Here is a 24,800-nt window from a genome sequence, read left to right on the forward strand (position 1 = left end):
TTTATCGTATTTTAATTAATAATTATCGTAGACTAGTACTTGCACCAGCTCCACCTGCAGATGTTGCTGAGCTGTCGGCAGGGCTCGCAGCCTCTGCTGGCACATATTTCATCGCCTTCGCCTTCAGATTCTCTGGTACTTTTGCAAGATATTCCGGATAGGTCCCAAGAAAAGTAGCCTGCTCAGCACACCACTTCTTGTAGCTTGCCTCGTCTTCTACGATCAATCTTATTTTCATTGAAAAGTGACCTTGTCCGCAAACCTCGGTACAAGCTATTTCATAGTCAAACTTCGGGTTTCCGGTTTCGGCACGCATGTCAGCGGTTGTCTTATCCGGTACGAACCAGAACTTCGTGGGCATACCAGGCACCGCATCCATTTTTACCCTCATGTGAGGAATAAAAACACTATGCAATACATCCCTGGCACGTATTTTCAGCAAGACAGGACGTCCTACCGGAATGTGCATTTCACTGGGGTTGGTGAAGTCATCGAAAGAATTCTCGTCCGACAGGTCAATACCCACTTCATTCTGAGAGTCGATCAATTTGTAGTTGTAGTCCCCCAGTTTGTTATTATCCACACCACCATAACGCACGATCCAGTTGAACTGCTTACCCGTAATTTCGATCACTTCCGCATCCCTCGGAGCCTCAGAGGTAATGTCAGACCATGCTTTCCAGCCTGTGAATACCAAAAGGGCCATCACCACAGCTGGAACAATCGTCCAGATCAATTCAAGCTTATGATTTTCCGGATAAAAAGTCGCTCTATGCTCTTTCTTGTGCTGATACTTCCATGCAAAGAAGAATAGGAGGAAATTCACAAAAATGAACGGGATTGTCAGAATTCCCATTGAGAACCAAAACAGATCGTCGGTCCTTCTTCCGTGAACCGAAGACGCCTCAGGAAGGAAAAATTCGCGGGCATGCAGATAGGACCATGTAATAGCAACAGCACCTACCAACAATATCACGATAAACATGGCACCATTGAATTTATTACCAGTCGTTATAAATTCACCGGAATCAGTTTTATTGATACTCTTAAGAACGCCCTGCAGCCTGGATATTACGATCCCGGTAAGAACAATAAATACAAGAGCAACTAATGCGATAATAATATACATGATGATTTACTGGTTTTGCAATTAGGCGATATCGTGATGCAGTGATTCCTCCAACATCGGGTGATTTCTCGGGATCAGATTTGCCTTAGTCAATTGGGTTGCAATTGTATACGCAAACCCGCAAATAAAGATCAGGAAGAAGCCCCACTCCAACGGACCAAGCTCAGCGCTTGCACCAACGGTTCCAGGCATAATGTTCGTGTAGAAATCGATATAATGTCCGATGATTACGCTCCAACATGCCACTTTTAAAATCGAGTGCGTGTACTTCGCATCGCGGGTCATCAGCACCAGGAATGGGAAGAAAAAGTTCAGGAACAAATTGATAAAGAACGGTGCCTTGAAATATCCGCCGTGTCCTCTGAAACGCTCGATGAAATAGATCGTTTCTTCGGGAAGGTTGGCATAATAAATTAAAAGGAATTGTGCGAACCATACGTAAGTCCAGAAAATGCTGAATGCAAATATAAACTTGCCAAGGTCACGAAGGTGGCTGGAATTAACAGCTCTTAAATAACCTCTTTCACGAAGCAATACGACCGTCAGCGTGATTACAGCCAGGCCAGATACGTGCCAGCTAGCCAAAGTATACCAACCGAACATGGTGCTGAACCAGTGCGTATCGATTGACATTACAAAATCCCATGCAGAAGTTGAAGATGTAACACCAAATACCACCAGGAACGCGGTTCCGATACGGATGGATTTTTCGTAGAATTCGGTCCCACCGATTTCGTCTTCCTGCAATGAAAGGTTACGGATAACCCTCCACATATAGTACCATACAACAAAATAAATTACCAGACGGGCCAGGAAGAAAGGTGTATTCAAATACCCCTGTTTACCGGCGATGATCTTATCGTATTCCGAACCACCTACTTCAAACAAGCCTTTGTGTGTCCAGTGAAACAAATCATGTCCACCCAAAAGAAATGTGATGATCATTACAGCACCGGTTACAGGCAGAAACGCAGGCAGCGCTTCGGGTACTCTTTTGAATACTGCCGACCAGCCAGCTTGCGCGAGGTAGTTATAAGAAAGGAAGAACATCCCGATTACGGACATCCCTGTAAAGTATACACCATTTACCCAAAGGTTAGCCCAGATGCGCGCAACCCAGCTTTTTGCATGATGACCGCCCTCGGCCACGGCGCCGTGCGCGTCTGAACCATGAGCAGCAGCTGCCCCATGTTCAGCAGCCGCATGGCCTGCCGCCGCAGCGTGCTCTGCCCCGTGCGCAGCCACTTCGTGACCACCACCGCCATTGGCTGCAAGGTATGCTCCTAATAGTACAAGAGCCAGTCCTACACCGCCACCAATGAGCAAACTTCTCTTAGCTCCCGATGTAAATTCAAACCGTTCTTCAATAGAAGGAATCGAATGTGCTGATGCCATTATTTAAATTATTTCTCTGTTGTCAAAATTGTACTTAAGCCCCTTTCTGCAATTTCTGTACATAGTGTACAATCTTCCAGCGTTCTTCCGGGTTGATCTGCGATCCGTGCGGCCACATGCGGGCTTTGCCGTGTGTGATGACATGGAAAATATGTCCCTCATTCAGGTTTTTGTAGGCGTCGCTTGCGTAATTGGGAACACCCTTGTACATCGCTCCCACTTTTCCGTCACCGGCGCCGGTTGCACCGTGGCAGTGCTGGCAATATCTGTCATACATTACCTTTCCTTCTGCCAGCGTTTTTTCGTTCAGAGGAACAGGGTTTTTAAGTACTCTTTCCGCAATTTCAATGCTGTCGGCAGGAATGTTATAAACCATCAGATCAACCACTGCTGAATCCGACTCACCAAAGCTCGTGCGATAGTTACGTCTCGCGACAGTACCCGCCACAGGCAAACGCATGGTAAGACCCTGCGGGTTGATAGGGTTGGCCTTCTCCTGTTTGTATGGCTCGTAACCTACGGGCAGGTACATGTTTGGTGCATACTCCTTCCCGGGATCGTTAGGATCCTTTTTACAACCAGCAACAGCAGTAAGCATTACGGCAGCAACCAATAGATATCTATATAAACTCTTGATTTTCATCGCTTTAAACTCCATTAAAATTGCTTAATGTTGACTTCCTCCGCTCCGCTGTCCTTCAATGCTCTCGATATTTCGTCTTCGGTCATCGAGTTTCTGCTCATTTCGATCGCCATGATGAACTTGTTGTCAGTCGCACGAACATCGAACCGTGGGTGAAAATGGGTACCGGGTCCGAGTCCATTCGAAATCAAAAAGGTAGCCACCATGCCGAATGCAGTAAAAAGTACTGTTCCTTCGAATGTAATGGGGATATAATTAGGAATCGAGATCGGATCTTTACCACCGATGATCATCGGCCAGTCATATCCCATTGTCCAGATCATGAGCGTCAGCACGCAGCAGCATCCTGTCACCCCAAACATAAAGGCAGCGATACCGATACGCGTTCTTGGATGTCCTAGTGCTTCGTCCAACCCGTGGATAGGGAATGGGGAATATACTTCTTTAATTTTCACACCGGCCTTTCTCAACTTGGGAACCGCGTGAAGGACGGTATCGTCATCGTCATAAACTCCGACTAAATATTTACCAGATAATTCTGCCATACTATTAACTTATTATAATCTCTATAATTCGCTTTTACGCAATGCTTTTATTCCTGATCCTTGTTGTAAACTGGCTCAGCCGTTCCTCTCTGTCTGACCTTCGCAACTCCGGCGATCTTAGCAGGAAGATGTGCGGACGTAGACCGCAACACTGCCTTAACCTCAGCCATGTTTACTACCGGCAGGTATTTCGAGAACAACAGGAACAATGTGAAGAACAAGCCGAATGAGAAGATGTAGTCACCAATATCAAACATCGTCGGAGAGAACATTGCCCAGCTCGATGGAATATAATCGCGGTGAAGAGAAGTCACGATAATTACGAAACGCTCGAACCACATACCGATGTTAACCACCACAGAGATGAAGAATGTAAAGGTTATGCTGCGACGCAGTTTTCTAGACCAGAACAACTGTGGAGAGATTACGTTACAGGTCATCATCGCCCAGTATGCCCACCAGTAAGGACCGGTCATACGGTTGAAGAATGCGTAGTATTCATATTCAACACCGCCGTACCATGCAATAAAGAACTCGGTAATGTAAGCCACACCTACTACCGAACCGGTAAGCGTAATTACCTTGTTCATCGTCTCGATATGTTCGAGGGTGATATAGTCTTCGAGTTTGTAAACAACCCTTGTGATCAGCATCAGGTTTTGTACCATCGCGAACCCCGAGAAAATCGCACCCGCAACGAAGTACGGAGGGAAAATCGTCGTGTGCCATCCCGGAATGACCGAGGTAGCAAAGTCCATACTTACAATGGTGTGTACCGAAAGTACAAGTGGCGTAGAAAGACCTGCAAGGATCAATGAAATGTATTCGTAACGAGCCCAGGTTTTTGCTGAACCGTCCCAGCCCATTGCAAATGTTCCGTACATAAATTTCGAAACTTTGCTCGTAGCGCGGTCGCGGATGGTAGCAAGGTCAGGAATCAAACCGATGTACCAGAATACCAATGACACGGAGAAATAAGTACTGATCGCAAATACGTCCCAAACTAAAGGAGAGTTGAAGTTAACCCAAAGTGAACCGAACGCGTTAGGTAATGGAAGAGCCCAGTAAGCCATCCAGGGACGACCCATGTGCATCAAAATAAAAGAAGCTGCACAGATAACGGCGAAGATCGTCATCGCTTCCGCCGCACGGTTGATGGAAGTTCTCCATTTCTGGCGGAATAACAGAAGGATCGCGGAGATCAGCGTTCCCGCGTGACCGATACCTACCCACCATACGAAGTTGGTAATGTCCCAGGCCCAACCTACTGTCTTATTCAAACCCCAAACTCCGAGGCCTTCCCACCAGGTCCATGCGAGACACACAGATCCATATGCCAGAACGATCAGCGAAAGTCCGAAAGCGATCTTCCATTCTTTCGTTGGAGTCGCCTCCACGTGGCGGCATATGTCTTCCGTTACGTCCGCGTACGTTTTCCCACCTTGAATCAGCGGTTCTCTTACAGGTGAAGTAACATGCATACTACTATTTATTTATAATGATTGGATCGTCAATAATTCTAAATTCTGATATTAAGCGTGCTCTTTCTCAACCTCTTTGGCAGCAGCAGCGGCATCCTTGTTACGGACCTTGGTGAGGTAAGAGATTTGCGGACGAACGTTGATTTCTTCCAGCATGTGGAACGCACGTCCTTCTCTTTCTACTTCAAGCAATTTCGAAATCCGGCTTTCAGGATCGTTCATGTCTCCAAAAGTGATCGCGTCTGTCGGGCAGGAAGAAGCACAAGCTACGTTCACTTCACCGTCAACAATGCGTCTTCTTTCTTTTTTCGCAGTCAGCTTAGCTTCCTGGATTCTGTGAACACACATCGAGCATTTCTCGATAACCCCTCTCGAACGTACTGTCACATCAGGGTTAATGACCATTTTACCTAGGTCATTGTTGAATGCGTAATCGAAGTTGTCGTTATCGAAATATTTGAACCAGTTGAAACGACGTACTTTATATGGGCAGTTGTTTGCGCAATATCTTGTACCTACGCAACGGTTGTAAGCCATTTGGTTCAAGCCCTCAGAGCTGTGGGTTGTTGCCAATACCGGACATACAGTTTCGCAAGGTGCATTGTTACAGTGCTGGCAAAGCATTGGTTGGAATGTAACCTCCGGATTTTCAGAAGCAACTTCCAATCCTCTCAAATCCTCTACATCTGCGTCGCTGCTGTAATAGCGGTCGATACGCAGCCAGTGCATTTCACGGGCGTTGATAATTTCCTGACGACCTACAACAGGAATGTTGTTCTCATTCTGGCAGCTTACCACACAGGAACCACAACCAAAGCAGGTGTTCAGGTCGATCACCATACCCCATGAGTGGTTCTTATATTTATGTCCGTTCCAGAGTGACAGGTCGGTAGCGTCAACCTCGCCTTCTGAAGTCTGGATTTTCGGAACAAAACGCCCGGCCATCGGATCTTTCTGGAAGTGAGCCAGAACTGTTTCCTGAAGAACCGATTTACGGTTCATCACTGTATTATGCGTCTGTGTTTGAGCGATCTCACGAGTGCTACCTGTTTTCGACAAGGTTACTTCACCCGGGTTGAAGTTCAGGAAGCCGTCGGTGAATGTCGCAAACGGATAAACGTTTTTACCAACACCGTTAGCAGACTTACCTGCTTTCTCACGACCATAACCGATCGTGATCGCCACGGTACCCTGCGCTAGCCCTGGCTGAATGATCACCGGCAATTCTACCGATTTACCTTTTGCATCTACCTTCACAACATCACCCTGCGCAAGGCCGAGTTCTGTCGCCGTTTTTTGAGAGATGCCGGCATGATTATCCCAGCAAGCTTTTGTAATAGGATCAGGCAATTCCTGCAACCAGGGATTGTTGGCGGAAGCGCCCGTACCCAAACCTACATTTTCGAAGATCGCAAGTTCAAGTCCCGATGAAGATGCTTTGTATCTTTTGGCGATACCGGCAGCAGCAGCAGCCAGATTTCCGGAGAAGGCAGCACCTGCGCCAGTTGCCGCAGAAGCTACTTCCAAAACACCATCGTGCAACGACTTGATCCAAAACTTCTCGAAGTCTCCACCACCAGCTTGCGGATAGATATTCTTTCTCCAATATGCCTTTACATACTCGTGAAAATCAGTCGACAATCCTGCCCATTTCAAAAGGCTCGACTGTGCCTGACGAGTACTGAAAATCAAGCTGATTGCAGGCTGCATCAAGCTATATGACCCTGCAACCGGTTCGGCATCTCCCCATGATTCGAGGTAATGCGATGCAGGAAGAATGTATTTGAAAAGTGAGGACGTTTCATCAGCGCGGTCATTGAAAGATACACTCAATGAAACCTGCGGCAATGCAGCCACCAGTTCGGCACCACGGGGGTGATCATAAACCGGGTTAGCACCCCATAAAATCAATGCTGAAACTTTGCCCCCTTTGATTTCGTCGATCAACTGGTTGGCAGCAATATCATTACCTTGGCGGTAATATGCAGGCTTGTCCAGATTGATTGTCGAGCCGTAGCTTCCGAGCAAACTGTTCAATGCATTCACTACTACCTGTACCGAAGGGTCATTTATCGCGGACACAACCAACGCCTGTCCCTTCGCCGCAACGAGATCCGCTGCTGCCTTGTCCAGATTAGGAACGCTGATTGTCGCTGTTGCAACAGGCGTACCGCCCAGTTTCGCTGCTACCTTATTATATAGTGCAGCTGCCACCAGACCAATCTGTGAAGGTTTCACCGCAGTCCGGTAATCAGCATTGGAGCCCGTCAGTGAAAGGGTAGACTCGAACTGATACAGACGGGACATTTCTTTTTTACCCTCTTTATCGCTGCTTACACGACGGGTGTCGGCAAACTGTTTCGAGAATGTATCAGGGGCAAGCCATGTTCCGAGAAAATCGCCGTCAATGCCAACGACCACTTTCGCTTTGCTGAAATCGTACGAAGGGATAACAGCCTTTCCGAATGACAGCTCATTAGCTTTTACAAGCGCGTATGATGAATTGGCATCGTAAACAACATGAGTTGTCGTTGGGTACTTAGCTGTAAAATCTGCAATAACCGCCTTGGTCGACGGGCTTAATATTGTCGAAGTGAGGATGCGAATTGCTCCGCCCTTAGCAGCGATCTGCCCAAGCTGATCTGCGATTTCCTTATCGACAGACTCCCAGCTTATTTTTGTATCTTCTCCTTTTTTAGGCCCTTTCAATTTTTCGTTATCATACAACCCAAGAAGGGAAGCATGAGCGCGTGAACTTACACCATAAGATACTTTTGAAAGGGAATTGCTTTCTATTTTAATAGGCCGCCCTTCTCGGGTTTTGACCAAAATGCTCGCGTAGTCTCCACCTTCTGCATAAGTGGACGCGTACCAGTTAGATATTGTAGGAAATTCGCCTTCGGGCTTGTTAACGTATGGGATTGCCTTTTTTACCGGAGTTTCGCAAGCAGCCAGGGATACCGCTGCCATTCCGAAGCCCAAAACTTTAAGGAAATCGCGGCGATGGCTACCGACGCCATCTACCAGACTTTCATACTGACTTTCAGTCGGTGCAGTAGGGAACTCTGAACTTGCATCCTTTACAAACTTCTCATCATTCCTCAGCTCTTCAAGTCCCCGCCAGTATCTTTTATTAGAATTTTCCATAAAACTATTCAATACAATGAGTTGTATCCGGTATTAATTTCTTTGATTAATAGTGGCATTTAGAACATTCCAAACCACCAATATCCGCTACTTTCAAAGCCTCTTTGCTTTCAGAAGCGTGCAACTGTACCAGCTTATCGTAGTACTGATTGTCTTTCGTATTTACATCCGTCTTACGGTGACAATCGATACACCATCCCATCGTCAATGAGGAACGTTGCTGTATTACTTCCATTTTCTCCACTTCTCCGTGGCAATTCTGACATTCCAGCCCACCTACGTTCACGTGTTGTGCGTGATTGAAGTAAGCCAGGTCTGGCAGGTTGTGAACACGCACCCATTCAATAGGCTGATTGTTCTCAATGGAAGTATAAATCTTTTGAATTTCAGGAGATTCCTTCTTAATCACACCGTGGCAGTTCATACAGATATTTGCAGAAGGTATGTGTGCCGATTTTCCACGATTCACACCGGTGTGACAGTAGTTACAGTCGATTTTATATTCGCCTGCATGCAGTTTGTGGGAGAATGATATAGGTTGCTTAGGAGCATATCCTTGCTGAACACCAACATGGAACGCACCATCAATTGTAGCCTTAAGAACGAGCAATACAAAGATCCACAGTGTTGCCGACCTGATTGCCGGATCAACGGTGAGCCTTTTAAACAGATCCCCAAATCCCTTACCAGAATCAGCATGATCAACGTCTGCAGTTTCACCTTTAACCGCCTTCGAAAGAAGTGAGACGATCACCAGCAACACCCCTAACACCAGTACCATTACAATAACCAGTGCCACCAGAACAATTACAAACAAATCGGAAGGACCGCTGCCCTTCGCATCTCCCGAAGCCGCGGCGGTAGCGCCCCCGGCGGCGGCAGTAGCAGCAGGTGCAGCAGTAGCCGCCTTGTCTATATATGCGAAGATCCCCTTAATGTCATCGTCTGACAAATTAGGGAAGCTTGTCATCTGAGCTTTTGAGTACTCATTGTAAATTTTGACAGCGTACGGATCACCGGAAGCAATTACAGCCTGTGAATTCCGGACCCACTTGGAAAGCCATGCAAAATCATGACGGGAACTTGCACCCTTCAAACCCGGACCAACTACACGTTCGTCAGTAACTGCGTGACACTGTGCACAGTTATTTTTGAAGATCGTTTCACCTTTTGCGGCATCTCCGCCACCGGCCGGTGCAGCGGCAGTAGCGGTGCTATCCTGAGCAGACACTAAAGTCGGGACACTGAGTAAGATCGCTATTGCGATGGCCAGAAAGGTTTTTGAGTAATTAAAGAAGGAACAAAACTTAGCGTCCATTCGGAATGGTATATTCATAATCAACTATTCATTATTCTTCAACAGACAAAACTAGCTCACGATTTTTTATCCACAAAAGTATTTAAGGGATATTTTACCCCACCCTGTTATTTATAATTTGTCTAATTTGTTTGATTAATTTAACATAGGTTACAAAAATACTAATGCTTGATTTTCAAGTGACTAGCAAAAAAAATACCATTTGGAGCTTGTCTAAAAAGCTTATTCCAAATGGTATTTTTCAGGCATTTTATTGTGCGCTTAACCCAGGTAAAAACGCTACAATTTCAGGGGAGGTTCCGAGCGGATTCGAACCGCTGTACGAGGTTTTGCAGACCTCTGCCTAGCCACTCGGCCACGGAACCAATTTTGAATTAGCTGCCTACACGAGGTTGACAGCTAATCCGGGTGCAAAAGTATTAAAAAAAACTTCTACTCCGCACTTTATTTTACTTTTTTCCTTTCTTTTCGCTTTCTTCAAACTGCTCTTTCAAGGCTGACAGAACGCTAAGATCTCCGAAAGTAGATTTCTCAACTTCTTTATTCACTGTTTCAGTAGCAGGTGCGCTTTTTGAAGCCTTAGGTTTTTCTTCCTTTCTTTCCTCAGCAGGTACCGCTTTCACTTTAGAGTGCGTCAGAACGATTTTCTTCTCGTCTTTCAGGAATTCAAGAACAGTGAAGTCAAGGCTCTCACCTACCTCAGCAAACGTTCCGTCTTCTTTAGCAAGGTTTTTGATAGAAGCAACACCTTCGATTCCGTAGGGAAGTTCGAGCGTAGCGAATTTATCACCTTTTGCTACGATAGTACTTTTGTGTACCGATCCTACCTCGAAGATGGTCTCGAAAGTATCCCATGGGTTTTCTTCAAGCTGCTTATGACCCAGGGCCAGGCGGCGATTGTCTGCATCCAGTTCCAGAACCACTACTTCCAGCTCGTCGTTAACTTTCACGAAGTCTGAAGGATGTTTGATTTTCTTCGTCCAGGAAAGATCCGATACGTGTACCAGACCGTCGATACCTTCTTCCAGCTCGATGAAGAGGCCGAAGTTGGTCAGGTTACGAACTACACCTTTATGACGGGTACCGATCGCATATTTCTCTTTCAATGAACCTTGAGTCCAGGGATCTTCGGTCAATTGTTTGATGCCAAGAGACATTTTGCGCTCCTGACGATCCAAAGTCAATACTACCGCGCTGATCTCGTCATTTACGTTCATAAACTCCTGAGGATTACGCAGGTGTTGTGACCATGACATTTCAGAAACGTGGATAAGACCTTCTACACCTGGTTTGATTTCAAGGAAAGCACCGTAATCAGCCACATTTACAATGCGACCGGTCACTTTCGATCCAACCTGAATTTCATCTGCCAGAGAATCCCATGGGTGAGACTGCAGTTGTTTCAAGCCAAGAGAGATACGTTTTTTCTCTTCATCGAAATCGAGAACAACTACGTTAAGCTTCTGATCCAACGAAAGCAGGTCAGACGGGTGGTTGATACGACCCCATGAAATATCAGTAATGTGCAGCAGACCGTCAACACCACCCAAGTCGATGAACACACCGAAGTTGGTCATGTTTTTGATCACACCTTCCAGTACCTGACCTTTCTCAAGGTTATTCAGAATTTGCTGACGTTGTGCTTCAAGGTCTTTTTCGATCAGGATTTTGTGCGATACAACTACGTTATCATTTGCATAGTTGATCTTCACCACTTTCACCTCCATACGCTTTCCGACGAAAACATCGAAATCACGGATAGGCTTCACATCGATTTGTGAACCTGGCAAGAACGCTTCAATACCAAAAATATCAACGATAAGCCCTCCTTTGGTTCTTCTCTTCACATTTGCATCGATCACAACATCCTCGTCGAATGATTTCTGGATGTTATCCCATGCAGTAATTACTTTTGCTTTTTTGCGCGAAAGAACAAGCTGACCTTGTGCGTCCTCCTGGTTCTCCACGTACACTTCCACTTCATCGCCGATTTTCAAACCTGGCAGGTCGCGGAATTCATTGGATGAAACGATACCATCAGATTTGAAACCGATGTTAAGGATCACCTCGCGGTCAGTAATACCTACTACAACACCTTTTACTACTTCTTTTTCCTGAACAGGAGAAATGGTAGTTTCATACATTTGTTCCAGACGGTCACGGTCAGCAGATGAATAACCTGTTCCGAAACCTTTGTCTGATGCTTTATCCCAATCAAAATCGGGAAGTGTTTGAATTTGTTTTTCCTTAGACATAAATAGGAATAATCGCTCTTTGGTACATCAGCTGCCGAGCTAAATAGCTGAAAATTAGTTTAACAAGTATTTTTTAGAAAATTAGGACGCAAAATTACGCGATTCGAAAACAATTTCCGAACGGTTGGGCGATTTAATTATAACAATGGGAGTTTAAGGCACGTTTGGCCGCAAAATGGTCAGGATTAGTCAGGTGTGTCAAGAATTGTCAAAGATAGTCCGATGAGCTATATGGAGAAGATCTGGGCTGAGGGCATCGAATTCCGACTGAAACTGACAATACCCGGCAGTTCTCACAATACCTGGCATTAAAATCGCCAGTTAGCGGGCCCGCTCCTTCGAGCCCAGGTAGGGGAGCCATTCGTCATCCGCCAATCCTGAAAAATCACGGATGAACATTAAAAAAGAAGGCCGGAAAGGGCGCTGCTTTAACGGCATGTCAACCTCTTCCGGCGTATGGTCTCCTTTGCGGGAATTGCATCTTTTACAGGCGGTGGCCAGATTATCCCATGTAGTTTTCCCTCCCCTTGATTTCGGGATTACATGGTCCAATGTCAGATTATCGTGTGTCCCGCAATATTGACATCGGTTCCCGTCCCGCTTAAAGAGATTCTGCCTTGTCATGACTACTCCTCTGTACGGTATATGAATGTAGCGGTGAAGACGAATGACAACAGGCATGGGAAACCTGTCGTTGACCGTTCTGAGATGCTGCTTTGGGGATTCAGCCAACATTTCAGCTTTGTTCATATAAACCAGCAAAAACGCCTTCGGAACTGTACAAACACTTAATGCGCTATAATCTTGATTCAGAACCAGTACTTTACCCATGAGCCCTGCGGTAGTTAATTCCCACAATATAAGAATATTTCACCAGAAAAAATGATCCGGTATTTTCTAAAATTGTTAAAAAACTTCCGCCAAACACCCCGAGTATCACCGCATTAGCACTTTTTACATAATTTGGCGATGTTCAACGTCAGTAACCTGCGCGGTCGGTTTCCCGTTTGACATCTCGTTCCTTGATGCTGTCGCGTTTGTCATAAAGCTTCTTACCTTTCGCCAAAGCAATATGCAGCTTGGCCAGTCCTCTGTCGCTTGTAAATAACCGGACAGGTATAATCGTAAGTCCCTGGTCCTTCAACCCCTCAGTCAGCTTTCTACGCTCCCGCTTGGTTATCAATAATTTACGATCACGCATTGGATCGTGATTATAATGGGTCCCCTCAGTATAAGGGGAAATGTGCAGGCTGCGAATAAATAGTTCACCATCCATAAAAAGGCAGTAGGCATCCTGAAAATTGACCTTTCCCTGCCTGATCGACTTGATTTCGGTGCCTGTAAGTACCATACCGGTCGTGAACTCTTCCAGAAAGAAGTACTCGAACGAGGCCCGTCTGTTCTTTATATCTACTTTTTTAACTATTTTTTCCGACATATCGATTCCCCGAATTTGCAAAGGGGTTCAAAATTAAGGTTTTGTTAAAACTATACCAATGAAACGTATTAGCCATTTCCTGCTACTTCTCCTGCTCATCAATTCGTCACTGAATGCGGTACACGCACAATCCGAGAATAATGCCGCCCGGCAGGTCGTCGACCGGCTCTTCGACGGTATGCGCAATGGCGATTCGACGGCCGTCAGAAGCGTATTTATGAAAGCAAGTACATTGACCTCTATTTCAAAAAACGCGGCCGACTCCATAGTTACCCACAAAGGCAGCGTTGACGGCTTCGTGAAAGCCGTGGGTACGCCGCATAACGACAAATGGGACGAGCGTATTTACGACGTCAAAGTTTCCATTGACGGACCAATGGCCGTTATGTGGGCACCATACAAGTTTTATCTCGGCGACAAGTTCTCTCATTGTGGTGTCAATGTTTTCAATCTCATCAAAACAGGCTCGGGCTGGAAGATCAATGATATTACCGACACACGGAGAAAAGACGCATGCCCCTGACAGACAATCCCGATATAATAGCAAAGCGGCCCGCCAGATAACCTGACGGGCCGCTTTGCTAAATATGGTTACCTATTTCAGCATTGTAAGCAGACTGGTCAATTTATCTTTCAAATCTTTACGGTCGACGATAAAGTCCAGGAAGCCGTGTTCCAAAACAAATTCTGCACTTTGAAAACCTTTTGGCAGGTCCTTGCCAATCGTTTCACGAATAACCCGCGGCCCTGCAAATCCGATCAATGCTTCGGGTTCTGAAATATTGAAATCCCCCAGCATTGCATAAGATGCAGTTACACCACCCGTCGTAGGATCGGTTAGCAGCGAAATATACGGCACCTTAGCCTCCGACAGCTGCGCCAGGCGGGCCGAAGTCTTAGCCATTTGCATCAGTGAAAAGCCTGCCTCCATCATCCGTGCGCCTCCCGATTTCGAAATCATGAGGAACGGAATCTTTTTTTCAAGCGAGTACGAGATCGCACGGGCGATTTTCTCCCCCACAACAGATCCCATTGAACCACCGATAAAGCTGAAATCCATACAGGCAATGACGATATCCAAGTCATTCATTTTACCGTGACCCGTGCGTACCGCATCTTTCAATCCCGTTTTCTTCATAGTCGACTTGATCCTATCCGGATAAGCCTTCGTGTCCACGAATTGCAATGGGTCGCCTGAAATCAGGTTGGCATCAAGCTCTATGAATTCATTATCGTCAAAAAGCAGGTTGAAATATACGTCCGAGCCGACTTTTTCGTGATAGTTACAATGCGGACAGGTGAAAGCATTTTGCTTATGTTCCCTGGTCGGTGTAATTTTTTTGCAATTAGGGCATTGATACCATAAACCGTCCGGCGCCTCGCGCTTCATTTCTGTCGGTGTATTGATACCTTTTTCTTTCCGAATAAACCAGGACATATTTTTATGTGGGTTGATTTACATATAATAACCTGACGATAAGGCTATTAATGAAATTTCACGATGAATAACGGGCTCAAATATAACAATAATTGTTGTGTATCATGAAAACCGGCCTGGCATCATGGGCGATTGCCTGTTAGTTTTGTAAACCGTAATGGGTTCATCCGAACAATTTTATCCATTATTTGTTACCTATGACAACTAACAACAACCGGATCAGCTTCATTAGCTGCTCACTCATGGTTTTCAAATGAATACATCTGCATCACCCATAGTGATTATCGTTGGGACCAATCGTCCCAATTCAATGTCCAGAAAAATCGCCGAATATTACCAGTCCATCCTACAACAACTGCATGCGCCAAGCATCATTCTGGATCTTGTCAATCTTCCTCATGACTTCACAGTGTCTGCTTTGTATGAAAATGCCGGAAAAAACGAGGCATTCAACAATCTGAAATCACTACTTGAGAAGACCGACAAATTCGTTTTTATCGTCCCTGAATACAATGGCTCCTATCCAGGTGTTTTGAAAGCATTTATCGACGGTCTTCCTTATCCTAACAGTTTTTCAAACAAGAAAGCCGCATTGGTGGGGCTTTCTTCCAATATGCAAGGTGCTGCCATTGCATTGAGCCACCTGAACGATGTATTCAGCTACCTGGGGATGAATACATTGGCGCTTCGGGTAAAGCTGGGACAAATCCGCTCGCACTATAGCGACAATGTCATATCCAATGCATTGTATAAGGAGTTGCTGGAAATTCAGGCAGGGCAGATCATCCACTTTTAGTCCCCCGCCACAACGAAAAAGGGAGCTATCCGCTCCCTTTTCTTATTTCAACCAATGTTGTTCCATTTCACTCGCCGGGATCGCCGGCCGCTTCCATAGCTCGACACGGCTTCTCCGGAAAGCCGGTCCTTCCAGATCCGCATATTTAACTAATCCGTCGCGGAACGACTTGATCATCATTTCCATTTTCAAAGCGTCCTCGTCGGTCCAGTCGTCGTGCGGTTCAATCTCTGTCAGGGAAATGTTGATAGGTTCAAAACCATCCGACACATTGCTTTCCATAACAAGATCTATCGAAGCGGTAGGAGTATTGTCCTGAACTTCGCCCGTCAGCACCAGTTCTTCCTCTTCGATTTCCACAGGTGCGATCACCTCTTCTATTTTTTTGTCCTCAACGACAATCTCTGCGCTACCCTTCTGGTTCGTTTTGAGCTGGATTCCCGGAATTGGAGATTCAATACTGTCAAAACCCGCAGCAACAATCGTTACACGCAGTTTATCTCCCAATGAATCGTCTGTAATGGTACCCAGTTTGAACATCCGTGCTTCGCCTCCAACCTGAGAAAGCACGTATTGCCAAATCTCACGCTGCTCCTTCATCGTTGCCTCTTTCTTCTTACTGGTAGCCAGCGTCACCAGAATCCGCTTCGCGCCGCGGATATCACGGTCATTCAAAAGAGGAGAATCCAATGCTTCCTTGATGGCGTTCTGTGCACGGTCAGCTCCGGTCGATTCCGAAGTTCCCATAACCGATTGTCCCGCACTTTTCAACACTTTCTCCACATCCTTGAAGTCGGTGTTGATATTGCCGTTGGTGGTAATGATCTCGGAAATACTCTTCACCGCATTCAGCAAGATACCGTCAGCTTCCGCAAATGCCTGCGTTAGGGTCATGTCCTCATACAATTCTTCCAGCTTATCGTTTAAAACCACAAGAACTGTATCGCTGTATTCTTTCAATTGCTCTATCCCTTCAAGTGCCTGTTCCTTTTTATCAAGCCCTTCCCAGGTGTAAGGCGCAGTTACAACTGCGACCGTCAGCTTACCCATTTCTTTGGCAAGCTGGGCAATTACCGGTGCAGCCCCGGTTCCTGTTCCACCACCCATACCGGCGGTGATGAACACCATTTGCGTCGAGCCTCCCAGAAGGCCTTTGATTTCCTCGATCGTCTCGAGTGCCGCTTCCTTTCCTTTCGTTGCATCGGTACCAGCCCCCAGCCCCTGGGTCAACGTGGCGCCGAGCTGTATTTTGACCGGGACAGGACTATTGGCAAGCGCTTGTCTATCTGTATTACAAACCGCAAACTCTACATCTTTGATCTTTTTCTCAAACATATAGTTAACAGCATTGCTGCCGCCACCGCCGACACCGATCACCTTGATGATAGCCGGCTCACCGTTGCCTTCTCCGTTTGGCTGGTCTTTGATGATTTCGTTCACTATATAGTCCTGGTCTAATGCGTGCAACAAGCTATTGTTCATAATTTTCTCCGGGGTTGAGTTCGTGTGATTTCGGGTTAATAGTCTCCGAGACTATCGTCCTTTTTACCAATAATGCTGTTAATATTATCCCAAAACGTTCCATTTCGCTTCGGTTGCTCCTTTGTCTCTTTAACCGGTTCTTTCTGGGCGACATTGCCCGTGTTAAATGCTGTTGCCGGCTTGCAGACAGACTTCACGCGCGGATCAATCGATTTTAATCCTACCCACGCCAAACCTATCGCTGTGCTGAACGATGAATTGCTTACTGCGTCGGCTTTCGCGGTCCGTTCCAGATTCTCGGGATAGCCCACACGTACCGACATGCCGGTAACCTTTTCAAAAAGCACTTCGATTTCATCAATATTCGCAGACCCACCTGTGAGTACAATTCCACCGATCAGTTTATCGAGATAGCCTGACTTCATAATCTCCGCGCACACCATTGCAGCGATTTCCTTCAAACGTTCTTCGATAATCAAGGCAACATTCTTCTTAAGCACTTGTTTTGGCGCTCTGCCTGCGAGGAAGTTAATCAGGATTTCGACATTCAGCGGAATATCCGCCGACACGGCTACACCATGTTCTTTTTTGAGCTGTTCGGCATTTTCGAACTGAATTCCACATCCGATAGCCAAATCACCCGTGATGTGCCGCCCACCTATCGGGAACGATGCAATATGACGTATGATGCGATCATGATAGATGATCAGGTCGGTTGTATGGTCCCCGATATCTACCATCGCGATTCCAGCCTTTATTTCATTGTCGGTAAGCACGGCAAGGCTTGTCGCCAGTGAACCTAAAACGAGCTTATCGCATTTAAGGGCCTGATCCGCATCCGCAAGGCTTTTCTTGGTACGAAGGATCGATTGGTTATTAGCCGATATCACCAGAAAATTCCCTCCCAGCTTAATCCCTGTCCGGCCCACGGGTTCCCGCACGCCTGTTGAATTATCCACTATGAAATCCATGGGCAGCACGTGCAGCACATCGAAATTCGGCTCGATCTTGGCACGGTACATATCATCCACCAGCTGGTCTACATCCCGCTGGGTTACTTCTTCTCCCGATGATGCCGAGGGTCTGATCACCCCGTCGCTCTGTGCGCTGACTTTTACATGCGTTCCGCCAAAGCTTACATTGACAACTCCAATATCGAGATCAGAGCGTGACGACGCTTCGGCAAGTGCTTCCTTAATAGCGCTGCCTACCTGCTTTATATTTTCCACCGAGCCATTCACTACTGCTCCTGCCGGCACAGGGACTTCACTGAAGCCCAAAATCTCGATATTGTTCTTACGGTTCCCTGCACCTTGCGCAGCGATCACCGCAATTTTTGTACTGCCAATATCTACCCCAACTACAATCTTATCGTGTGCCATGCTGATGGTGAATTATTATTCACAAACTATTTGATCTTGAAACTTAACACTAATTCTTTTATATCTGCCCCAGTCATTGCTCAATACCTTGCTGTAAAAGGTATGCAGCTTCTTGAACTTGGCCTGAAAATCCTCTGCCCTCCCCAATTCGATCCGCTGGTCGCCCAGTAATGTCATCAGATATATTTCCCCGTCCTTGTCCGCATTCAGTTGCGTTACTTGTGCTTTCCAGAACGGATCCGTGTTCAAAAACCGTAGTAACTCCAAAACCTGAGCGCCCTTTTCGGACCTCAGCTTTTTGGGTTCGTTGAAATACGGCCCGGAAACCAGTAACGTTCTTGCTGAATAACTTTCTGATAGAGGAAAAAAAACGCCCTCATGGTTGATATAGTATCCCGATGTATTCCGCATTTCCCCATTATCCGAAGTATTGATCCAGCGCGCCAACGGCTTTTCCTGCTCCACTTCTACTACTATATTACCTCTAAGGTCACGAAAAACCTGACATTTCTTGATAAGTTTATTCCGTCTGACCCGATTTTCCAGATCGTTTAGGGGCACATCTTTCAGCCTGCTCCCGATCAGCGGATCGCCGCCATTCTCCGTCAGCAGCATTTGTACGTCCATTTGATTCAGAAAACGTGTCCCTGAATCGCCCTGAATCGATATTACGAGATTTGTACAACGCTGTTGACCCAGTTTGCTTTCCGCCATAGCAATACCTGCAACGGGCAAAATCAGCCACAAACTACGTTTCAACAAAAGCCATGAATAGTCAAATTTACGTAACATCTTAGTAATATTAAAAATGCTTCGACTAATTATTCGCAACTGGATTTTGCAGCAAATTACGGATAGGAGCCACCAAAGTATCGATATCTCCCGCCCCGATTGTAACCACAATATCCGTATTTAATTCTTTCAAAACCTGCAAAACTTCTTCTTTTGCAACAAGTTGTTTATCTGCGGCGGATACATTTTTCAATACCATCGAGGAGGTAACACCTTCGATCGGGAGTTCCCTCGCAGGATAAATATCCAGTAATAATAGCCGGTCGGCGAGCGACAAACTTTCAGCAAAACCATCTGCAAAATCACGTGTACGTGTAAAAAGGTGAGGCTGGAAAATCGCTGTAATGTGCCTGCCGGGGTAAAGTCCTCTGACCGACGACAGGAAAGCCTCAATTTCGGCAGGATGGTGCGCGTAGTCGTCGATATACACATTCCCTTCCTCCTCCACCTGGTATTCGAAACGCCGTTTCACACCACCGTAGCTTTCCAAAGCCTCTTTGATTTCCCCCGGAGCGACACCGATATACAATGCGACTGCACTGGCTGCAATTGAATTTTCGATGTTGTGGTAGCCGGGGATCTTCATAGCAATGCCCTCGATCATTCCACCCGGGTAGATCAGGTCAAAAACAAAGCGTGCATTTTCAATGCGGATATTGGCCGAATGGTAAAGCCCGTCATTCAAACCGTAAGTAAAGACCTTCGCCTTGGTACTGGAAGCCAATTCGAGCCCTTCTCTCATAAACAACGCTCCATTTTCATCGATTTGACTTACATAATCCCTGAATGATTCGAGCACGGCTTCGTGCTTGCCGTAAATGTCCAGGTGATCAGCGTCCGTTGAGGTAACAATGGCAATTTCAGGGAACAGCGTCAGAAAAGACCGGTCAAACTCATCGGCCTCCACTACGCAAAATACTTCTTCCAGCTTGTCGGTAGGTTCATTCAGCAACAGGTTGGTACCATAGTTCTGTGTAATCCCCCCCAGGAACGCAGTACTGTTCACATGCGCATGACGGAGAATGTGTGCAACAAGCGAAGATGTTGTGGTTTTTCCATGCGTTCCGGCCACTCCGATCGTCCTCAGGTTTTTGGTCAGAATGCCCAGCACCTGCGAACGTTTCAGGATCAGAAAATTTTGATCCCGGAAATAATTCATCTGCTTATGCTGCACCGGAACCGCAGGTGTATAAATTACGAGTGTCTGCTGAGGGTCCGCAATAAAGGGCGCAGGGATGGACGCAACTTCATCTTCAAGGGTTACAGGAATACCTTCTTCTATAAGTTTTTCGACAAGTGTGGTCATAGTCTTGTCATATCCGGCCACCTCAAAGCCATTGGCTTTGAACCACCGGGCCAGTGCGCTCATTCCGATTCCGCCGATTCCTACAAAGTAGATATATTTCCAGTTTGTCACAGACGATGACATCATATTCAATTCTCAGGTTATTTAATCAATTTCAAAACTTCCGCGGCAATATCATCTGCGGCTGTGGGCCGGGCCAGCTTATGGATATTGGTTTGCAATTCTTTTTGTCTTGGCGCCATTTCAAGCAAATCCAGTGCACAATCCACCAGTTTCTCACGTGCTTCCGAATCTTTCACAATAATCGCTGCATTGCTTTCGACCAGGTTCATGGCGTTTTTGGTCTGATGGTCCTCCGAAGCATAAGGAAACGGGACGAGAATAGCCGGCTTCCCGGCAAGGCAAAGCTCGGAAACAGACAACGCGCCAGCGCGTGATACCACCACATCCGCGACTGCGTACGCAAGATCCATCGTGTAGATAAAATCAAATGCTCTCACTTTGTCCGTACCAAGCTCATCGATCAGCGCGGTTGCCTTATCGATATCGTTTTTCCCGGTTTGCCAAAGCACCTGATATCCTGCCTCGACCAATTTGTTGAGGCCTGCGCCAATGCTTTCATTGATAGACCTCGCTCCCAGGCTACCTCCCATCACAAACAAAGTCTTTGGCGCATCGCTTAGTCCGAAATGCTCAAGAGCAGCGCTTCGTTTCAGATGCACATAAGTAATATCGCTTCGTACTGGGTTCCCCAGCAGTGTTATCTTTTCTTTTGGGAAAAAAACCTCCATACCGGGGTAGGCCACACATATTCTGGTTGCCCTTTTGGCAAGAAACTTGTTGGTAATGCCTGCATAGGAGTTTTGCTCCTGGATCAACGTCGGGATGCCCGCCATTGACGCCATCATAAGCAGCGGCCCGCTGGCAAAACCTCCCACACCCACAGCTACATCGGGTTTGAAGTCGTTGATGACCTTCCTGGCCTTTAAAAGGCTTTTTAACATCTTGAAAGGAAGTGCAAGATTTTCAATGGAAAGACTCCTCTTGATTCCCGCGATAGGCAGTCCCACGATTTCGTAGCCTGCCCTGGGCACCTTCTCCATCTCCATTTTGCCCAACGCCCCCACAAAAAGGATTTGGATATCTGGCTCGCGATGCTGTAACGCGTTGGCAATGGCAATCGCCGGATAAATATGGCCGCCGGTGCCGCCGCCGCTGATGATAATTCGTTTTGCCATGATTTAGATACGCTTTTCCTCCACAATTTCACCCCGGCTGACGCTGAGAATCATCCCCATTGCGATCCCGGTAAATAGCAGGGATGTTCCTCCCTGACTGAAAAATGGCAGCGTCTGCCCGGTCACAGGAACCAAGCCCACGGTAACCGCCATAGCCGAAAACGCCTGGCTTACCACTATGAAAGTAAGCCCCGCCGAAAGCAATCCGCCAAAAGGTCTCTTGGTCGCCTCAATGGCTTTCAGACCCCGGTACAAAAGTATAAGATAGAGAACGATCAGCGCGGTTCCACCCAACGTACCATATTCTTCCACTGCCACGGCGAAAATGAAGTCTTTCTGCGGCTCCGGCAAAAAACGTCGTTGCCGGCTTTTGGAAACACCTTCTCCATAAAGCCCGCCACGCGCCATGGCCATGTACGATTGCTGCGACTGGTAAACAACCACATCCTTATCAAAGAAGGTGGAAATCCTGCTTTGCGCAGTTCCCGATCGTTGCGTCGAATTAAGTAAAATGGCGATGGTTGCGAAGAAAACAAGTCCTAATGCTGTAAATGCCAGATAGTGTAATGGAACTTTACCTACGAACATTAATAAAAAGCATATTCCCGCGAGCATTACCGCCGTGGAGACATTGCTGACAAAAATTAACCCGCAAACCACTCCCACCAATGCCAGTGGCTCCATAAACAACTCGCGGGTGTTCCAGCCGCCTTTGATATGCCTTGCCAGGATCAGCGACAAGTGGGCAACCAGTGCGACCTTCGCCCATTCCGAGGGCTGGAAGCGCTGCCCGATCACAGGAATTTCGATCCAGCGGGCCGCATCGTTCACAGATGTTCCGAAAAACATGGTAAAAATCAACAGCAGGATAGAACTCCACACGGCCAGTCTCGTTACGTATACAAACTTGATATACGGAACACGATGGACAAAATACATGACCATCAACGACAGTATACACAACAATGCATGTTTGTAAAGATAGTACTCCGTGTTCCCGTCCATCTGGCTGTAGGCGTCCTTCACGCTGGCACTATACACCACTACTATACTCCATAATAGCATGATGATGCATATGCCCCATATCCAGGGATCGCCTTTCAGGTTTTTGCTGAACCATGCCTGGGTATCTTCCCTTGTCTTTTGGAGGAAATCCATATCGTTTACCGGCTAATGATTGGATTACTTATTGGATGAGATTTCTGACAGCAGCTTTAAATTGATCTCCCCGGTCTTCGTAGTTCTGAAAAAGATCAAAACTCGCACATGCGGGTGATAACAAAACGACATCTCCCGGCACGCCCCATTCCCGTCCCTTGTTGACGGCATCCTGAACGTCCTGGGTAGTATAAATCTGCGGAACCTTGCCGGAAAAATAGTCCTGAAGTTTCTCGTAGCTTTTTCCAAGAACGATCAGCCCCTTCACTTTCTTCCGTACCAGGTCTTCTATTTGGGAATAGTCGTTGCCTTTATCGACACCGCCGGCGATCAGTATCACGGGCTGATCGAAACTGCCCAGCGCGTAGAAGACGGAATCTACATTGGTTGCTTTTGAATCGTTGACATAGGTAACGCCTTCAATCACCTCTACCTGTTCAAGCCTGTGCGGGGCATTGCTGAAAGACCTGAGGCCTTCGCTGATCTTTTCTGCGCTGATGCCCAACAGCTGGGCCACGGAGATCGCAGCCATGGCATTGATCGCATTATGCGGCCCTTTGATCGGTAATCCGCCAAAGTCCTCTTCAAAATCCCTTCCATTGATGTGCGAGACCAGTTTGCCGTTTTCCAGATAGGATCCGAACGTTAGCTCGTTTTCAAGCGAAACTTCCACCCGTGTAACGCCCGGGGTTCTCTTGCCGAGTTCTCTGCTGATCACTTCACTTTCTTTGTAGTAAATCAGATAGTCGCCGGCTTGCTGGTTCCGGATGATATTGAATTTGGAATCAACATAGTTCTGAAAATCGTATCCATAGCGGTCCAGATGGTCCGGCGTAATGTTGAGCAGAAGTGAAATATAGGGATGGAAATCAACAATATTGTCTAGCTGAAAACTGCTTATCTCCAGCACATAGTAATCGAACTGCTTTTTGGCAACCTGCCATGCAAAGCTGTCACCGATATTACCCGCCAAACCTACGTTCAGCCCGGCATTTTTAAGCAGATGATACGTAAGAAGCGTCGTAGTCGTTTTGCCGTTGCTTCCCGTGATTGCAATCAGTTTTGCGTTGGTATACCGCGAAGCGAACTCGATTTCCGAAATGACCGGCACTCCTTTTTCTTTTAATGCGACGATCAGAGGAGTTTTGTCCGGGATTCCGGGGCTTTTCACGACCAGGTGACTTTCCAGGATCTTCTCTTCCGAATGTTGCCCCTGTTCGAAGGGAATACCTTCATTGTTCAGAATGTCGCTGTACTTCTGATGCAATAGGCCCTTATCCGATAAGAAAACTTGAAACCCCTTGGATTTTGCGAGAATGGCGGCTCCCACACCGCTTTCTCCGCCACCCAGAATAGTTACCTTTTTTTGCACAAGAAATAGATTTAAACGTTGAACAGCCCGCAATGACCACGAAGGTAAATCTTTTGATGAAAACTTTTTTTAATGCTCTCCCAATACATGTATAAAAAAAGAGGCACGGGAAAAATGCCTCTTTTTGCTATTTCAATATCGGGGAACTAGTTCTACTCTTTCTTAATCGACTCCGACAGCCTCAACCGGTTTGCCACTTTAACGATCAGGAAGATCACCCATGCGATCAGCAGGAACTGGATCAATGTCTGAATGAAATTGCCATACTTGATAGCTACTTCCGGCGTTTCGCCGACAGCTTCTTTAAGCACTATCTTAAGTTGTGTAAAGTCCACTCCACCAATGAGCAAGCCTAGAATCGGGTTAATAATATCTTCCACCAGCGAGGTCGTAATTTTTCCAAATGCAGCACCAATGACCACACCGACAGCGAGGTCCAGTACGTTCCCCTGCGCAATAAACGTTTTGAATTCCTTGAGCATAAC

21 protein-coding genes and 1 tRNA gene are annotated in these 24,800 nt (G+C 46.6%); 2 read left to right on the top strand and 20 right to left on the bottom strand.

Translation table 11 applies throughout. The features are described 5' to 3' along the window. Positions 1 to 22: 22 nt before the first annotated feature. The 11 genes from BP71_RS26020 to smpB all read right to left on the bottom strand — a co-directional run bounded on the left by BP71_RS26020 (position 23) and on the right by smpB (position 13,351). On the bottom strand, positions 23 to 1,129 hold the full coding sequence (locus BP71_RS26020; protein ID WP_496384497.1) for a cytochrome c oxidase subunit II: 1,107 nt from the start codon (positions 1,127 to 1,129) through the stop codon (positions 23 to 25). 21 nt (positions 1,130 to 1,150) lie between these two features. Then, positions 1,151 to 2,524, bottom strand: coding sequence for a quinol:cytochrome C oxidoreductase (locus BP71_RS26025; protein ID WP_496384498.1), 1,374 nt, complete (start codon positions 2,522 to 2,524; stop codon positions 1,151 to 1,153). A gap of 34 nt (positions 2,525 to 2,558) precedes the next feature. Then, the gene (locus BP71_RS26030; RefSeq protein ID WP_496384499.1) at positions 2,559 to 3,182 is read right to left on the bottom strand and encodes a c-type cytochrome; all 624 of its coding nucleotides are present in this window, start codon (positions 3,180 to 3,182) and stop codon (positions 2,559 to 2,561) included. Then, the gene (locus BP71_RS26035) at positions 3,182 to 3,712 is read right to left on the bottom strand and encodes a DUF3341 domain-containing protein (protein ID WP_496384500.1); all 531 of its coding nucleotides are present in this window, start codon (positions 3,710 to 3,712) and stop codon (positions 3,182 to 3,184) included. Before BP71_RS26035 ends, BP71_RS26030 begins: the two co-directional genes overlap by 1 nt. Before the next feature lie 47 nt (positions 3,713 to 3,759). Further along, positions 3,760 to 5,193: an NrfD/PsrC family molybdoenzyme membrane anchor subunit gene (nrfD, locus tag BP71_RS26040; protein WP_496384501.1), complete on the bottom strand. Its 1,434-nt coding sequence runs from the start codon at positions 5,191 to 5,193 to the stop codon at positions 3,760 to 3,762. Positions 5,194 to 5,244: 51 nt separating this feature from the next. Next, complete coding sequence (locus BP71_RS26045; protein ID WP_496384502.1) at positions 5,245 to 8,340, bottom strand: TAT-variant-translocated molybdopterin oxidoreductase; 3,096 nt, start codon at positions 8,338 to 8,340, stop codon at positions 5,245 to 5,247. A gap of 46 nt (positions 8,341 to 8,386) precedes the next feature. Beyond that, entirely contained in the window at positions 8,387 to 9,658 is a 1,272-nt protein-coding gene (locus BP71_RS26050; protein WP_496384503.1) for a c-type cytochrome, read from the bottom strand. Between the two features lie 294 nt (positions 9,659 to 9,952). Beyond that, positions 9,953 to 10,023: transfer RNA gene (locus BP71_RS26055), tRNA-Cys, on the bottom strand. Between the two features lie 84 nt (positions 10,024 to 10,107). Next, positions 10,108 to 11,913 (bottom strand): 30S ribosomal protein S1, encoded by a 1,806-nt coding sequence (gene rpsA, locus BP71_RS26060; RefSeq protein ID WP_496384504.1) that lies wholly within the window; start codon positions 11,911 to 11,913, stop codon positions 10,108 to 10,110. Between the two features lie 321 nt (positions 11,914 to 12,234). Continuing rightward, positions 12,235 to 12,744, bottom strand: a complete 510-nt coding sequence (locus BP71_RS26065) for an HNH endonuclease (RefSeq protein ID WP_496384505.1) — start codon at positions 12,742 to 12,744, stop codon at positions 12,235 to 12,237. A gap of 148 nt (positions 12,745 to 12,892) precedes the next feature. Continuing rightward, complete coding sequence (smpB, locus tag BP71_RS26070) at positions 12,893 to 13,351, bottom strand: SsrA-binding protein SmpB (RefSeq protein WP_496384506.1); 459 nt, start codon at positions 13,349 to 13,351, stop codon at positions 12,893 to 12,895. A 58-nt stretch (positions 13,352 to 13,409) separates the two neighbouring features. Here smpB and BP71_RS26075 point away from each other — a divergent pair, with 58 nt between their 5' ends. Next, positions 13,410 to 13,874, top strand: coding sequence for a nuclear transport factor 2 family protein (locus BP71_RS26075; RefSeq protein ID WP_496384507.1), 465 nt, complete (start codon positions 13,410 to 13,412; stop codon positions 13,872 to 13,874). Between the two features lie 72 nt (positions 13,875 to 13,946). Here the strand turns inward: BP71_RS26075 and accD are convergent, their stop codons facing one another. After that, a complete protein-coding gene (accD, locus tag BP71_RS26080; RefSeq protein ID WP_496384508.1) occupies positions 13,947 to 14,789 on the bottom strand; it encodes an acetyl-CoA carboxylase, carboxyltransferase subunit beta in 843 nt (280 codons plus the stop codon). A 253-nt stretch (positions 14,790 to 15,042) separates the two neighbouring features. On the opposite strand from accD, the gene BP71_RS26085 reads away from it, so the two are divergent. After that, a complete protein-coding gene (locus BP71_RS26085) occupies positions 15,043 to 15,585 on the top strand; it encodes an NADPH-dependent FMN reductase (RefSeq protein ID WP_496384509.1) in 543 nt (180 codons plus the stop codon). A 42-nt stretch (positions 15,586 to 15,627) separates the two neighbouring features. Here the strand turns inward: BP71_RS26085 and ftsZ are convergent, their stop codons facing one another. The 8 genes from ftsZ to mscL form a co-directional block, all read right to left on the bottom strand. Next, on the bottom strand, positions 15,628 to 17,067 hold the full coding sequence (gene ftsZ / locus BP71_RS26090) for a cell division protein FtsZ (protein WP_496384510.1): 1,440 nt from the start codon (positions 17,065 to 17,067) through the stop codon (positions 15,628 to 15,630). Positions 17,068 to 17,102: 35 nt separating this feature from the next. After that, positions 17,103 to 18,449 carry a cell division protein FtsA gene (ftsA, locus tag BP71_RS26095; protein ID WP_496384511.1) on the bottom strand — a complete coding sequence of 449 codons (1,347 nt, stop codon included), beginning with the start codon at positions 18,447 to 18,449 and terminating at the stop codon, positions 17,103 to 17,105. Positions 18,450 to 18,464: 15 nt separating this feature from the next. Beyond that, entirely contained in the window at positions 18,465 to 19,241 is a 777-nt protein-coding gene (locus BP71_RS26100) for a cell division protein FtsQ/DivIB (RefSeq protein ID WP_496384512.1), read from the bottom strand. Between the two features lie 25 nt (positions 19,242 to 19,266). Continuing rightward, positions 19,267 to 20,670, bottom strand: a complete 1,404-nt coding sequence (gene murC, locus BP71_RS26105) for a UDP-N-acetylmuramate--L-alanine ligase (RefSeq protein WP_496384804.1) — start codon at positions 20,668 to 20,670, stop codon at positions 19,267 to 19,269. Between the two features lie 17 nt (positions 20,671 to 20,687). Further along, the gene (gene murG / locus BP71_RS26110; protein WP_496384513.1) at positions 20,688 to 21,785 is read right to left on the bottom strand and encodes an undecaprenyldiphospho-muramoylpentapeptide beta-N-acetylglucosaminyltransferase; all 1,098 of its coding nucleotides are present in this window, start codon (positions 21,783 to 21,785) and stop codon (positions 20,688 to 20,690) included. A gap of 3 nt (positions 21,786 to 21,788) precedes the next feature. Further along, positions 21,789 to 22,943 carry an FtsW/RodA/SpoVE family cell cycle protein gene (locus BP71_RS26115; protein WP_496384514.1) on the bottom strand — a complete coding sequence of 385 codons (1,155 nt, stop codon included), beginning with the start codon at positions 22,941 to 22,943 and terminating at the stop codon, positions 21,789 to 21,791. 28 nt (positions 22,944 to 22,971) lie between these two features. After that, positions 22,972 to 24,315 (bottom strand): UDP-N-acetylmuramoyl-L-alanine--D-glutamate ligase, encoded by a 1,344-nt coding sequence (gene murD, locus BP71_RS26120; RefSeq protein ID WP_496384515.1) that lies wholly within the window; start codon positions 24,313 to 24,315, stop codon positions 22,972 to 22,974. 152 nt (positions 24,316 to 24,467) lie between these two features. Further along, positions 24,468 to 24,797 (bottom strand): large-conductance mechanosensitive channel protein MscL, encoded by a 330-nt coding sequence (gene mscL / locus BP71_RS26125; RefSeq protein ID WP_496384516.1) that lies wholly within the window; start codon positions 24,795 to 24,797, stop codon positions 24,468 to 24,470. Between the last annotated feature and the right edge of the window lie 3 nt (positions 24,798 to 24,800).

This window comes from Dyadobacter ginsengisoli DSM 21015 (genome assembly GCF_059568735.1).

Excerpts from the sequence above, each read along its gene's own strand:
- BP71_RS26020 (WP_496384497.1), bottom strand. The coding sequence starts at position 1,129 with ATGTATATTATTATCGCATTAGTTGCTCTTGTATTTATTGTTCTTACC.
- BP71_RS26025 (WP_496384498.1), bottom strand. The coding sequence starts at position 2,524 with ATGGCATCAGCACATTCGATTCCTTCTATTGAAGAACGGTTTGAATTT.
- BP71_RS26030 (WP_496384499.1), bottom strand. The coding sequence starts at position 3,182 with ATGGAGTTTAAAGCGATGAAAATCAAGAGTTTATATAGATATCTATTG.
- BP71_RS26035 (WP_496384500.1), bottom strand. The coding sequence starts at position 3,712 with ATGGCAGAATTATCTGGTAAATATTTAGTCGGAGTTTATGACGATGAC.
- nrfD (WP_496384501.1), bottom strand. The coding sequence starts at position 5,193 with ATGCATGTTACTTCACCTGTAAGAGAACCGCTGATTCAAGGTGGGAAA.
- BP71_RS26045 (WP_496384502.1), bottom strand. The coding sequence starts at position 8,340 with ATGGAAAATTCTAATAAAAGATACTGGCGGGGACTTGAAGAGCTGAGG.
- BP71_RS26050 (WP_496384503.1), bottom strand. The coding sequence starts at position 9,658 with ATGGACGCTAAGTTTTGTTCCTTCTTTAATTACTCAAAAACCTTTCTG.
- rpsA (WP_496384504.1), bottom strand. The coding sequence starts at position 11,913 with ATGTCTAAGGAAAAACAAATTCAAACACTTCCCGATTTTGATTGGGAT.
- BP71_RS26065 (WP_496384505.1), bottom strand. The coding sequence starts at position 12,744 with ATGGGTAAAGTACTGGTTCTGAATCAAGATTATAGCGCATTAAGTGTT.
- smpB (WP_496384506.1), bottom strand. The coding sequence starts at position 13,351 with ATGTCGGAAAAAATAGTTAAAAAAGTAGATATAAAGAACAGACGGGCC.
- BP71_RS26075 (WP_496384507.1), top strand. The coding sequence starts at position 13,410 with ATGAAACGTATTAGCCATTTCCTGCTACTTCTCCTGCTCATCAATTCG.
- accD (WP_496384508.1), bottom strand. The coding sequence starts at position 14,789 with ATGTCCTGGTTTATTCGGAAAGAAAAAGGTATCAATACACCGACAGAA.
- BP71_RS26085 (WP_496384509.1), top strand. The coding sequence starts at position 15,043 with ATGAATACATCTGCATCACCCATAGTGATTATCGTTGGGACCAATCGT.
- ftsZ (WP_496384510.1), bottom strand. The coding sequence starts at position 17,067 with ATGAACAATAGCTTGTTGCACGCATTAGACCAGGACTATATAGTGAAC.
- ftsA (WP_496384511.1), bottom strand. The coding sequence starts at position 18,449 with ATGGCACACGATAAGATTGTAGTTGGGGTAGATATTGGCAGTACAAAA.
- BP71_RS26100 (WP_496384512.1), bottom strand. The coding sequence starts at position 19,241 with ATGTTACGTAAATTTGACTATTCATGGCTTTTGTTGAAACGTAGTTTG.
- murC (WP_496384804.1), bottom strand. The coding sequence starts at position 20,670 with ATGTCATCGTCTGTGACAAACTGGAAATATATCTACTTTGTAGGAATC.
- murG (WP_496384513.1), bottom strand. The coding sequence starts at position 21,785 with ATGGCAAAACGAATTATCATCAGCGGCGGCGGCACCGGCGGCCATATT.
- BP71_RS26115 (WP_496384514.1), bottom strand. The coding sequence starts at position 22,943 with ATGGATTTCCTCCAAAAGACAAGGGAAGATACCCAGGCATGGTTCAGC.
- mscL (WP_496384516.1), bottom strand. The coding sequence starts at position 24,797 with ATGCTCAAGGAATTCAAAACGTTTATTGCGCAGGGGAACGTACTGGAC.